The organism is Flavobacterium sp. ARAG 55.4 (assembly GCF_051846875.1).
In the GTDB taxonomy this organism is placed as follows: domain Bacteria; phylum Bacteroidota; class Bacteroidia; order Flavobacteriales; family Flavobacteriaceae; genus Flavobacterium; species Flavobacterium plantiphilum.
In genome coordinates this window covers 1-12,669 of record NZ_JBPYCT010000001.1, presented here as the reverse complement: position 1 = coordinate 12,669, position 12,669 = coordinate 1, and the positions used below count along the sequence as shown (strand labels likewise).

General features: G+C 33.6%; 14 protein-coding genes. 6 read left to right on the top strand and 8 right to left on the bottom strand.

Annotation, left to right across the window (positions count from 1 at the left end; translation table 11 throughout):
* Positions 1–112 precede the first annotated feature (112 nt).
* On the top strand, positions 113–313 hold the full coding sequence (locus tag ACSV4D_RS00070; RefSeq protein WP_439226689.1) for a hypothetical protein: 201 nt from the start codon (positions 113–115) through the stop codon (positions 311–313).
* Positions 314–316: 3 nt separating this feature from the next.
* Positions 317–922 carry an FAD-dependent oxidoreductase gene (locus tag ACSV4D_RS00065; RefSeq protein WP_439226688.1) on the top strand — a complete coding sequence of 202 codons (606 nt, stop codon included), beginning with the start codon at positions 317–319 and terminating at the stop codon, positions 920–922.
* A 97-nt stretch (positions 923–1,019) separates the two neighbouring features.
* Here ACSV4D_RS00065 and ACSV4D_RS00060 read toward each other — a convergent pair whose 3' ends face one another.
* Genes ACSV4D_RS00060 through ACSV4D_RS00045 form a run of 4 tightly spaced genes read right to left on the bottom strand, consistent with a single transcriptional unit; the run spans position 1,020 to position 3,930 of the window.
* The gene (locus ACSV4D_RS00060) at positions 1,020–1,322 is read right to left on the bottom strand and encodes a hypothetical protein (RefSeq protein ID WP_408080778.1); all 303 of its coding nucleotides are present in this window, start codon (positions 1,320–1,322) and stop codon (positions 1,020–1,022) included.
* A 4-nt stretch (positions 1,323–1,326) separates the two neighbouring features.
* A complete protein-coding gene (locus tag ACSV4D_RS00055; protein WP_439226687.1) occupies positions 1,327–2,901 on the bottom strand; it encodes a S41 family peptidase in 1,575 nt (524 codons plus the stop codon).
* Between the two features lies 1 nt (position 2,902).
* A complete protein-coding gene (locus ACSV4D_RS00050; protein WP_408080774.1) occupies positions 2,903–3,334 on the bottom strand; it encodes a deoxycytidylate deaminase in 432 nt (143 codons plus the stop codon).
* 2 nt (positions 3,335–3,336) lie between these two features.
* On the bottom strand, positions 3,337–3,930 hold the full coding sequence (locus ACSV4D_RS00045; RefSeq protein WP_439226686.1) for a HupE/UreJ family protein: 594 nt from the start codon (positions 3,928–3,930) through the stop codon (positions 3,337–3,339).
* A 185-nt stretch (positions 3,931–4,115) separates the two neighbouring features.
* Between ACSV4D_RS00045 and ACSV4D_RS00040 the strand changes: the two genes are divergently transcribed.
* Entirely contained in the window at positions 4,116–4,547 is a 432-nt protein-coding gene (locus tag ACSV4D_RS00040) for a TerB family tellurite resistance protein (RefSeq protein WP_439226685.1), read from the top strand.
* Between the two features lie 73 nt (positions 4,548–4,620).
* On the opposite strand, the gene fbp is transcribed toward ACSV4D_RS00040, so the two are convergent.
* A complete protein-coding gene (fbp, locus tag ACSV4D_RS00035) occupies positions 4,621–5,631 on the bottom strand; it encodes a class 1 fructose-bisphosphatase (RefSeq protein ID WP_439226684.1) in 1,011 nt (336 codons plus the stop codon).
* Positions 5,632–5,802: 171 nt separating this feature from the next.
* Here fbp and ACSV4D_RS00030 point away from each other — a divergent pair, with 171 nt between their 5' ends.
* From ACSV4D_RS00030 to ACSV4D_RS00020, 3 genes are all read left to right on the top strand, one after another.
* Entirely contained in the window at positions 5,803–6,288 is a 486-nt protein-coding gene (locus tag ACSV4D_RS00030) for a GNAT family N-acetyltransferase (RefSeq protein ID WP_408080768.1), read from the top strand.
* A gap of 12 nt (positions 6,289–6,300) precedes the next feature.
* Entirely contained in the window at positions 6,301–7,557 is a 1,257-nt protein-coding gene (locus ACSV4D_RS00025; protein ID WP_408080766.1) for an aspartate kinase, read from the top strand.
* Between the two features lie 185 nt (positions 7,558–7,742).
* Positions 7,743–8,816, top strand: coding sequence for a glycosyltransferase (locus ACSV4D_RS00020; protein ID WP_408080764.1), 1,074 nt, complete (start codon positions 7,743–7,745; stop codon positions 8,814–8,816).
* A 99-nt stretch (positions 8,817–8,915) separates the two neighbouring features.
* Here ACSV4D_RS00020 and ACSV4D_RS00015 read toward each other — a convergent pair whose 3' ends face one another.
* The 3 genes from ACSV4D_RS00015 to ACSV4D_RS00005 all read right to left on the bottom strand — a co-directional run.
* Positions 8,916–10,862, bottom strand: a complete 1,947-nt coding sequence (locus ACSV4D_RS00015) for an OmpA family protein (protein ID WP_439226683.1) — start codon at positions 10,860–10,862, stop codon at positions 8,916–8,918.
* Between the two features lie 11 nt (positions 10,863–10,873).
* On the bottom strand, positions 10,874–11,788 hold the full coding sequence (locus tag ACSV4D_RS00010) for a PorP/SprF family type IX secretion system membrane protein (protein ID WP_408080760.1): 915 nt from the start codon (positions 11,786–11,788) through the stop codon (positions 10,874–10,876).
* A 56-nt stretch (positions 11,789–11,844) separates the two neighbouring features.
* The coding region (locus tag ACSV4D_RS00005) for a gliding motility-associated C-terminal domain-containing protein (protein WP_439226682.1) at positions 11,845–12,669 on the bottom strand (825 nt) is incomplete at its 5' end.

Below are 12,669 nucleotides of genomic sequence, written 5' to 3'. Positions count from 1 at the left end.
GGAGTATTGCTCTAAATTATTTTTTTATAATTTTACCCCATAATTTAGCCTGTAGTAATAAGTTATTTCAAAAATCAGGTCTGTTTAATAACTACAAGCAAAAAAAAATATCATGAAAATCTTTACTAACATCTTAGTGATTCTGGCAGCAGCTCTTGTTATTTTTAACATCACTCAATTAGATTTTAAAAATCTTTTTAAAGAAGATAACGCTATAGCTTTTATTGGAATAGCCGCTTCTTGCTGTGCCATTTTAATTTTAGTCATTTTTAGAATGTCTAAAAAAATTGAAGACAAAATGAACGACAAATAATCCATGTTTGACGTTTTAATCATAGGGGGCGGAGTTTCCGGAATGTCATGTGCTTTAGTTCTTGGCTCAGCCAAAAACAAAAGCTTTGTAACGGACAAAAAAATTGGCATCTTCTCACATCAGAAATCCTCTTCATTACAAGATGCTTTGTTTAATAATGCTTACGGAATTCCGGCAGGAAAATTAGGCTCTGAACTCCTTAGCGAAAGTATCGAACATTTAGAAAAAAGCTATCCACATATTAGTCAGATTCCAAACGAAAAAGTACTTCGCATTGAAGGGAATTCTCCTGATTTTACTGTAATCACTAATAAAAACAGCTATAAAACGAAAATAATCGTAGTAGGAATTGGCTCAGCAAATACATTTGCAATCGAAGGATTAATGCAATATGTTATCCCACATCAAAAAGCACTTCCTGAAAAACAAAGGATACAACTACAAAACAACGACCATAAAGTTGCCGATGGTATTTATGTTATTGGAACTTTGGCCGGATGGAGAAGCCAGCTTTCTATTGCCGCAGGAAGCGGTGCAGCAGTTGCTACTGATATTCTTACTTTATGGAATAATGGCACTCAGACTCATGCTCACGACAGTATCCGATAAATTTCTTCACAATTCAATATTAACCTTTCAGAATTTAAGTTTCATTAAGTTTTTCGCTTAATCTCATTCTTTATCAATACTTTAAATAGTTTTCTGATTATTTAACCAAAACGATATCGGTAACTTTAATGTAATTTTCTGTTTCTGCTTTCCAGAATTCTCCTTTCAAAGTCACTTTTTCGCCTATTTGAAACACTCTGTACTCCTGTGCATCTGTCAGATTAATTCTGCTCACAGTCGCCTGATAAACCTGATTATCATCGGTTTTTATCTTAGCAGTATAACCATCTTTACCGTATGTTACAGATTCCACATTTCCTGTCAGCTGATTTTTATCTTTTACCGAAGCACAGGAAAAAATCATCCCCATTAAAAATAACAAACTCAGAAACTTTTTCATTTTTTTATTTTTTATTTAAAATCGTTTTAATCATTTTATCATGTTTTAAAACCACATCATAATAAGCCTTATTATCATACAACTGCCTTGCAAATTCAGCGTTAATATAGCGCTTTACAACAGATTTACTTTTACCTAACTGAATTCCATGTATATGTTTAGAAATGAATTTTTCAAAAGTACTATAATACACATCTGTAGCATTCATTTTCTTTAAAAACTGTTCAAACGAAAGTCCTTTAAAAGTATTTCTCTTTTTATCCAATTGTTCAAAAACAAAATTACCTAAAATCCCCGATTCCATTATATAAACCGCTGCTTCATCGGCATTTTCAAATTCAAGCGGAACAAAAACGTCAGGCACAATTCCGCCGCCGCCGTATACAATTTTCCCTTTTGGTGTTTTAAATTTTAAACTGTCTGCTACTTTGATACTGTCTTTATCATACAATTCGCCGTTTTTAAAACGCAATTCTGATTCTTTAAAATATTGCTCCGTTCCTTTAAAATACGGTTTCTGAATAGATCTTCCCGTAGGTGTATAATAGCGGGCTACGGTCAATCGCACGGCAGAACCATCAGCAAAATCCATTTCCCGTTGTACCAAACCTTTACCAAAAGAACGCCTTCCTACAATTGTCCCTCTGTCATTATCCTGAATAGCTCCCGCTAGAATTTCGCTTGCTGACGCTGAGTTTTCATTGATTAAAACGAATAATTTTCCTTTTTCAAAAGCACCTTTTTTGGTCGCATAGGTTTTTTCAATTCTTCCGTTTTTATTTTTTGTAAAAACAATCAGCTGTTTATCCGGCAATAATTCATCGGCAATAGCAATAGCCTCTTCCATATAACCGCCACCATTGTCACGAAGATCAATCAACAGCGATTGAGCCCCTTGTTTTTTCAACCTGAGCAAATTAGATTTAAACTCTTCATAAGTCGTTTCGGCAAAACGATTTATTTTAATATAGGCTGTTGAAGAATTAAGCAGGAGTGCCACATCAATACTCTGCAACGGAACAATACCCCGCTTAAGCTTAAATTCTATTTTTCTCTTTTCTGATTTTCTGTAAACAGTAAGAACCACCTCAGAGCCTTCTTCTCCTTTAAGTCTGGCAGATAAACTGTCATTAGCCAATTTACGACCAAATAACCTAGCCCCGTCTGCATACAGAATACGGTCCCCGGATTTGATTCCTGCTTTTGCCGAAGGGCCATTTTCTAATGGTTGAATAACCGCTACAGTATCTTTGTAAACATAAAAACGAACTCCTATACCTACAAAATCACCTTTCATATTCTCAGCCGCTACGACTTGTTCTGAAGGAGGTATATAAACTGAATGCGGATCTAACTGCGACAAAATGTTATCTACTGTTCTATTAACAATAGAATCTGTATCGAGTTCATCAACATATTCATTATCAATAAAATCAATTAATTTATTGAGTTTAGCTTTAGAATTATTAGTTACTAAAAACCTGTTTTGACTTGAGAAATTTAAAAAACCGCCAATAAATATTCCTATGGAAAGAATAACAGCAATATAAACAGGTATGTATTTAAAATTTATCTTCACTTTAATCCTCCAATTCCGGAATATGATCCACTATTACACCTGCTTTTTTTAAAAATTGAATCCCTGAGTCGTCACGGTAACCGTTTTGATACACCACTCTTTTAATCCCGGACTGATGAATTAATTTACTGCATTCCTTGCAGGGAGAAAGTGTGATATAAAGAGTTGCTCCTTCACAGGATTGTGTGGAACGTGCGACTTTAAGAATCGCATTAGCCTCGGCATGTAAAACATCCCATCTGGTCAAACCTTCTTCATCTTCACAGCAATTATCAAAACCTGAGGGTGTGCCGTTATACCCGTCAGAAATTATCATTCTGTCTTTTACAATAATAGCTCCTACCTGTTTGCGTTTGCAGTAAGATAAAAGTCCCCATTCCTTAGCAATACGTAAATAAGCTTTATCGTATTTATTTAATTTTTTTTGATCCATAATCATCTTAACCAAATTTCATTTCCAATAATCATTGGCAAAACTACTCCAATAATAAATGCCGACACAACTAAAGTCCAATCTCTTTTAGAAAATCTAAAAACAGTCTGCACAATATACGCAATAATTAAAAAAACTAAGATAACTGCTAATTGCCCTGCTTCAATACCCAATGCAAATTCTAATATAGGCAGCAATTTAGAAGTTATTGTTCCGTGGTGTATGGATTTAAAATAATTAGAAAATCCTAAACCATGAATAATTCCGAAGAAAAGCGTAATGAAAAAAATCAGATTGATACTTTCTTTTTTTCCTGACTTTCCGGCTGTAAAGAGATGAAACAAAGCTACTATTAAAATGGTTACAGGGATTAACAACTCTACAACTGCTACTTTTACTGCTATAACTCCGTAAACAGACAATAACAAAGCCACAGTATGACCAACGGTAAATGTGGTAACCAGAAGCAAAATCCGTTTCCATTCTTTAAAAGAAAGCGGTATTGCCAGCGCAATTAAAAACAGAATATGATCGTAGGAATAGATATTTAAAATATGTTTTAATCCTAATTGAAAATAGATTAAAAATTGGGACATCATAGCACTAATTAATTGATAAAGGGTTTGTAAACTTACGATTAATTTTGAAACCCCTCAATTCAATCCGGCAATTCATTAGAATAATTTTATTATAAATTAAATTTATCCTTAAATTAAGTTTAAAAGAAAATTAATAATTTAAAAATTGAATTATATTTGCCGAATAAAAAAACACAATAATTATGTCATTTTCAGATTTATTTGATAGCGAATTTAAACAAAGAAATAAGGGACATTTTTCTGCGATTGTTCGTGTTGCTCTAGCTGACGGAATTGTATCTGCTGAAGAAAAAAACTTCTTAGACAAACTAGCTACAAAACTTGAAATTTCACCTTCAGAGTACGAAGAAATTTTAGAGAACCCAGCAATTCATCCGATTAACCCTCCATACTTATACTCTCAAAGACTGGAGCGCTTATACGATTTGGCAAGAATGGTACATGTTGATCATCAGTTAGGAGACAAACAGGAAGTGGTTTTGAAAAAAATTGCCGTTGGTTTAGGATTCACGCCAAGTAACGTAAATTATATTATTTCAAAAGCAATGTCTCTGGTTGACAAAAAAGTTGACTTTGACACTTTTGCTTACGAAATGCAAAACATGCACAAGTAATTTTTACTTTTCACATACCGAATAAGCTCTTGAATTTAGCATTCAAGAGCTTTTTTGTATATATAAATTGTTGTTATTTTTTTGCTTTAAGCATGAACTCTTCCGCTTTAGCAACCATGTTATAGCTTCCGCAAAAGAAAGGTACCCGTTCATGCAGTTCTTTTGGTTTGATTTCCATTATTCGTCCGAAACCATCTGACGCTTTTCCTCCGGCCTGTTCTGCAATAAAAGCCATTGGATTGCATTCATACAACAATCTTAATTTTCCTTTAGGCGCTTTAGAACTGGTAGGATAAATATAAATACCTCCTTTTATCATATTTCTGTGAATATCAGAAACCAGACTTCCAATATACCTTGATGTATAAGGTCTGTCTTCTTCTTCAGACTGACAATATTTAATATAGTCTTTTACACCTTGAGGAAACTGAACATAATTCCCCTCATTAATAGAATAAATATGTCCGTCTTTCGAAAACTTCATATCAGGATGTGAAAGGTAAAAAGTACCTATTGCCGGGTTTAACGTAAATCCGTTTACTCCATGTCCTGTTGTGTATACTAACATAGTCGATGTTCCGTAAATTACATACCCTGCAGCGACCTGCATGGTTCCCGGCTGTAAAAAATCTTCCAGAGTAACAGGTGTCCCGATTGGAGTAATTCTTCGGTACACCGAAAAAACGGTACCTACCGAAACATTTACATCAATATTAGAAGAACCGTCGAGAGGATCCATCAATACAACATACTTATTTTTATGGCTTTTATCCTTGCCTTCTACGGTAATAAAATCATCGTTTTCTTCAGAGGCAATTCCGCAAACAATTTCGCGATTGGTTAAAGTCTGAATAAAAATTTCATTAGCATATACATCTAATTTTTGCTGATCTTCGCCCTGAATATTAGTTTCTCCTGCGGCTCCGGTAATATCTACTAATCCTGCTTTGTTGACTTTATAACTAACTACTTTTGCTGCTAAACGAATTGAATTGATTATTCTTGATAATTCACCTGATGAATATTGAAAAGCTTTTTGGTTTTCAATAATAAATTCTCCTAAGGTTTTACTGCTTTCTTCCATTACGAAATCGATATAATTTGAATTTGAAGTAACAAATATCGCTTTTTTTGTGATAATGACTCAATAAAACTTACTAAGTTTGTCAGTATTGTATATTTGCTAACAATTAATTGCTTAATAGAATTTAAGAAAGTCATATTGTTAAATTTTAAACCCTAATAATACGAATTTATGAATATTAGAGTAGGCAAAAAAGAAGATATGGCAGCCGTTCTTGGACTTATTCAGGAATTAGCAGAATTTGAGAAGGAGCCAGATGCCGTATTGATTACTGAAGAGGATTTGATTCGGGATGGTTTTGGGAATCAGCCTTTATTCCATGTTTTTGTAGCCGAGATTAATTTGGAAATTGTAGGTATTGCATTTTACTATTATCGCTATTCTACCTGGAAAGGAAAAATTATCCATCTTGAAGATTTAGTGGTCAAAAACAGTATGAGAGGTAAAGGAATAGGTTACGCCTTATATTCAGAAATCATCAGGCAGGCACAAAAAGATGGGGTAAAACGCATTGACTGGAATGTACTGGACTGGAATACACCGGCGATTGATTTTTATGAAAAAACGGGAGCAAAAGTATTAAAAGAATGGCATGTTGCTCAAATGGATGAATCAGGAATTGCTGATTTTTTAAAGAACAGATTAAAACAATATTAGAGAAATAAAAATATGAAAGTATTTAAGTTTGGTGGAGCATCAGTAAAAGATGCTGCCGGAATAAGAAACGTGTATGACGTTTTACAAAAAGCAGGATATCAGGATGTGTTATTAGTGGTTTCGGCAATGGGGAAAACAACTAATGCATTAGAATTAGTAATTAAAAATTATTTTGACAAATCGGCTGAACTGAATGCCTCTGTACAGGAGATAAAAAAATACCATAATCAAATTTTATTAGACTTATTCGAAGATGAAAATCATGCCGTATTTGCAGCTGTAAATGAACACTTTTCAGACTTAGAATATTTCTTAGCACACAATAAATCTCCTAATTACAACTTTGTTTATGATCAGATTGTAAGCATGGGAGAAATTATCTCCACAACAATCCTGAGCTATTACATGAATTTTATGGGAATTGAAACCCAATGGATTGATGTGCGTAATTTTATTAAAACCAATAATAATTACCGTGATGCCGAAGTAGACTGGGAACTTACTCAAAGTAATATTTCTAAAAATATTAAGACCAAAAGTTTAAACATCACACAGGGATTCTTAGGTTCTGACGAAAATAATTTCACCACTACCTTAGGACGTGAAGGTTCAGATTACACTGCTGCTATTTTTGCATATTGCTTAAATGCCGAAAGTGTAACCATCTGGAAAGACGTTCCAGGAGTTATGAATGCTGATCCAAGGTATTTTGAAAACGCAAGTTTGCTAAACCAGATTTCGTATCGTGAAGCCATTGAATTAGCATTTTACGGAGCAACGGTTATTCACCCAAAAACATTACAACCTTTACAAAAAAAGGAAATTCCTTTACATGTAAAATCCTTTATTAATCCATTATTAAAAGGAACTGTAGTGAGCAAAGGAGCAACTCTGGAACCCTTTATGCCTTGTTTTATTGTAAAAAGAGAACAATTACTGATTTCCCTTTCTTCTATTGATTTTTCATTTATAATGGAGGAAAACATTAGTGAAATATTTAGATTATTCCATGAGTTTAAAATCAAAGTAAACCTGATTCAAAACTCTGCCATCAGTTTCTCTGTTTGTGTGGAGGATAAATTTGGCAACTTTAAAGATTTATTGGCCATTTTATCTAAAAAATTCAAAGTAGGTTATAATGAAAATGTTACCTTATATACTATCAGACATTTTAACGATGCTGCTGCTCAAACCGTTAGTGAAGGCAAAACCGTTTTACTAAAACAATTAGGCACAGAAACCATGCAGATTGTAACTAAAGAAAACTAAAATTTTCTTTTAATATATTTTAAAGACATTGTGTTTAATGACAAACGCAATGTCTTTTTTTTATTTAAAAACGGATTCCTGTGTAATTATTAAATTAGGAAATAATAACTTAATAGTTTGATAATTCATAAGAAAGTCTATAGCAACTTTGTTTACTTATTTTTATCCTTAAAATGAACAAAGCAATGAATTTAAATACGCCAAGTAAAACAATTTTAGTGGCTCCTTTAAACTGGGGTCTGGGTCATGCTACAAGATGTATTCCTATTATTAAAGCCTTACAAGACAACAATCACATTCCCGTTATTGCTTCTGACGGAATTGCTTTGGACTTATTAAAAAAAGAATTTCCATATCTAAAATTTCTTGAATTACCTTCCTACGAAATAGAATATGCTAAAAACGGCAAACATTTTAAATGGAAATTGCTTAAAAATTGTCCTAAAATGATTGAAGCCATTTTAGAAGAAAAAAGGCTGGTAAAAAAATGGATTAAAAAACATGATATAGACGGCATTATTTCTGATAACAGATTGGGGGTTTACAGTAAAAAAGTACCTTCGGTATTTATTACGCATCAACTCAATGTTATGACAGGAAACACCACATGGTTAACGAGTTTATTGCATCAGAATATTATAAAAAAATATACCGAATGCTGGGTGCCTGATGTGGCAGAAAAACCAAATCTGGCAGGAGAATTAAGTCATCTAAAAAATCCCGATTTAAATATCAGATATATAGGTCCGCTGAGCAGAATGCATCCTAAAAAAACAGCTGAAAAATATGACTTGATGATTATTCTTTCCGGACCGGAACCCCAACGCGGGATGCTGGAAGAAAAATTAAAAAAAGAGATTCCTCTTTATAATGGCAATATTCTCTTTATAAAAGGCATCATAGAAAAAGAGCAGAAAAAGGAACAAAAAGATAATGTAACTTTTTATAATTTCATGCACAGCCGTCAGCTGGATCAGGCATTTAATGAAAGTCGGCTTATTGTTTGCCGTTCAGGATATACCTCAATAATGGATTTAGCAAAACTCAATAAAAAAGCTTTTTTCATTCCCACTCCCGGACAGTATGAACAAGAATATTTAGCTAAAAAACTAAAAAAAGAAGGCCTTGTTCCCTACATAGAACAAGACCTCTTTACTATTAAAAATTTAGATGAAATCAACGATTACAAAGGACTTTCTGAAATAAAGTCTGATTTAAACTGGCCGGAAATTTTTAATGTGTTTTTAAACAAACACTAATCAACCAAATAAATGGTCGATTAGTGTGTTTAAAATGCTATCCTAATTAACCCCCGTTATAGGATAGCGATACAAAAACTAACCTAACTAAAAACTTAGTTATTGGATAGAAACAATAACAAACTCACTTCTTCTGTTCGCCTGATGTTCTTCTTCTGTACATTCAACTCCGTCAGCACATTTATTAACTAACTGAGATTCTCCATATCCTTTAGCAGTCAAACGGGATTTATCAATTCCGTTTTCAATCAGCCATTCTTTAGTTGAAGCAGCCCTTCTTTCTGAAAGTTTTTCATTATATGCTGCTGTATTTCTACTGTCGGTATGCGAGCGAATATCAATTTTGATTGCTGGATTTTGCACCATAACATCCAGAATTTTAGATAATTCTAAAGCTGCATCCGGACGTATGTTGTATTTATTCAAATCAAAATAGATGATTTTGATTCCGAAAGCCTTAGCGATATCATCTCCAACTGTTACCTTTTTAAGTGTTTTTTCTATGGTAATAGGAACAATTGTTTTTCCTGTATTATCAGCAATTGTTGTTGAAATCTCATCAGTGTTATAGGCTTCTTTTTCTGTTTTGATATAATATTTAGCTTCACAGTCTACTTCGCCAAAATCAAACTCCCCTTTTGCATTTGTAGTAGCTGATTTTAAAAGCTTATAACTACTATCGTATAAACTTACTTTAGCATTTTCGATCATTTCGCCGGTTTCTACATCCGCAACAGTACCTGCTAAAAATTGTTCACACGAATATTCAATTGGTCTTGTTTCTTTTGCTTTATAAATATCGTCTCCTCCCATACCACCATCTCTGTTAGAAGTAACATAACCTATCTTGGTATTAGTGTTGAATAAAAAGCCAAAATCATCTTTTGAGCTGTTTAAAGGCTCTCCTACATTTAAAACTTCTTTAAAGCTTCCGTCCTGTCTGGCTTTGGACACAAAAACGTCTAACCCACCCAGACCCGGATGCCCGTCTGAAGCAAAATAAAGTTCATTTTTTTCTGTTATATAAGGAAAGGTTTCTCTTCCTTCAGTATTAATTGTTTTGCCTAAATTTTCAGGAGTCCCAAAGGTTCCATCCTCGTTGATACTTACTTTATAAATATCTGACTGACCTAAAGTTCCCGGCATATCTGAAGCAAAATACATGGTTTTTTCATCAAAACTCAAAGCAGGATGTGCCGTACTGTAATTATCACTATTAAAAGGCAGTTCAGTAATATCATCCCAGCTTTCCCCTTTTAAAGTAGCTTTATAAACTTTTAATAAAGTAGTTTCATTAGCATCTTTACCTCGTTTACCGTTATTGTAGTTATTTCTGGTAAAGTAAACTGTAGTTCCGTCTTTAGTAAAAACAGGGGTTGACTCGTGAAATTTAGTATTCAGTTTTTTGAATGCTCTTCTAACGTCTTTCAGAGATCCATCACCATCAATGCTGGATTGATATAAATTAGTAAAACCTTCTCCTGTCCAGGGATCCATTCTTTTTACAAAATTTCCGGTATCACGGGCAGTGGTGAATACTAAATTTTCTTTATAATAAGAGCTTCCGTAATCGGAGTATTCTGAATTGATTCCTGCATTTTCAATTATATATCTGCCGGAATTCTTTTTGATAACCTCCAGATAATCCTTTTGCGTTAAAGCTAATTTGGCTCTAAGATCATTTCCGTTTTCTTTATTAAATCTGGCCATCATTTCATCCGCTTTTTCATACTCCTTAATAGATTTTAAGGATTGGGCAAAACGATAATAAAATTCTGGCTTTACGATTGTTCCCGCAGCATAAAGTTCTTTGTAATATTTGGCTGCATTTTCTAAATCACCATTAAAATAATATGCATTAGCTAATTTTAATAACATATCGGGCGATTTATACCCTCTTTCATACATTCTTTCATAGGTCTTGATAGCATCAATGTAAGCGAATCTATCGTATTCTTTATCTGCTTTACTGTCCGGACTAACCTGTGCTGAGAGTTGTAAAGCAAAAAAACTAAACAACAATATTGATATGTAATACTTTTTCATAAGCTATTTTTTTAGAAAAATCTTGGAGTTATTATTCTCTTTTGAATGTTGAATAATTCAAAACGTAAAAATATTTCGTGAGAACCTGAATTATAATTTTCCAAACTAGTGGTATCAAAATCATAGCTATATCCTATAAGCAATCCATCAGTAACCTGAATTCCTGCCATGGCTGTAGCAGCAGCACTCCATCGGTAAGAAAGCCCCAGCGAAAACTTATCCTGTAACAAAACATTCGCAGAAACATCCACTTGTAAAGGTGCTCCTGATACCATTTTTGTCAAAACACTTGGTTTTAATTTTACTGTAGGACTTACATCAAAAACATATCCTCCCATTAAATAATAATGTAATCTGTCCTGAACAGCAGCCGAAGCATTGTCATCAAAATGTTTTACATCTAAAAAGTTTGGAACCGAAAAACCTACATATAATTTATCCGAATGGTAGTAAACACCTGCTCCGATGTTAGGAGAAAATTCATTATCAATGTTGTTTTGAAATACCGGACTGCCTCCATTATAGCGATCCAGTTTTGTATAATCCACATTCAATAAATTGGCAGTAGCTTTAATACCAAAAGACAAGTTATACTTTTCAGAAGTTGGAATCGTATAGGATACATCTGCTGAAATATTATTCTGATCTGAAGCTCCAATTTTATCATTTACAAAAGACAGTCCAAGACCCAATCTTGAATTCCGTATAGGCGTATTGATAGAAAATGCATTTGTTGTTGGTGCTCCGTCCAGACCTACCCACTGTGTACGATGTAGTCCAAAAATACTTGTTACACCGCGACTTCCGGCATAAGCAGGATTGATATTGATGGTATTATACATATAATGCGTGTACTGTGAATCTTGTTGGGCAAAACCAGACACCATTACTAATAACAGAAGTATTATTATAGAATTTGTTTTCATACTATTAATTTTAATTTTATTCTAAAAGAACCTTTCTTTTTCGTATTCTGCATTCATTAATCATTAATTAAATGCAGATAGCCTGATTTATTCAACCCATTACCATCTTTGTCTACATAATTAATCACATAGAAATAAGTTCCGTTTGGCAGTCCTTTGGATTGATTTACTGTTACTCTACCTTCAGATATTCCTCTAAAAGCTTTAGCATTGTTATCATAACCATCTACTTCAAACACCTTCACTCCCCAACGGTCAAATATTTGAACCGAATTATCAGGGTAACAATCTATACCTCTTATGTATAATATTTTTTCAAATTCTGAACCTGAATTTGGAGCAACTGCATTAAACACTTTTAATACACATCCATCAACACCTACCACAGTCATTCCATCTTCAAGAGGATTTGTCTCATGTGATAAATCCTGAACCACTCTTCCTAATGGAGTTGTACCGTAAACTGTTGCCTGATTACTAACATTTCCTGCAATAATATCTGCCTGAGTAATTACATAAGTGGCAGAGAAAGTAGTACTGTCCATAGCACCAATAGGTAAATTGATTGTTCCTGAATTCATATCTAAGCCCACCATTGCATCTTCTATCCACACATTAGACAATGGAACATCTCCCATATTCATGATAGTATATTCATACCTAATAGTCTCTCCTATCTGAGCTTGTCCATCTGGAATTTCATCCTGAAGTATACCTTTTAACAACAATGCGATTTTTGCATTTTCAGGTAAATTTGTAATTGTTGGGTCATCATTATCAACCGCTGTTCCTGAGATATCCTGAACATCAACTCCCTGTGGATCCTGACCGATTGCAATAGCTGTATTGCTTACCACTCCGGCATCAATATCAGCTTGTGT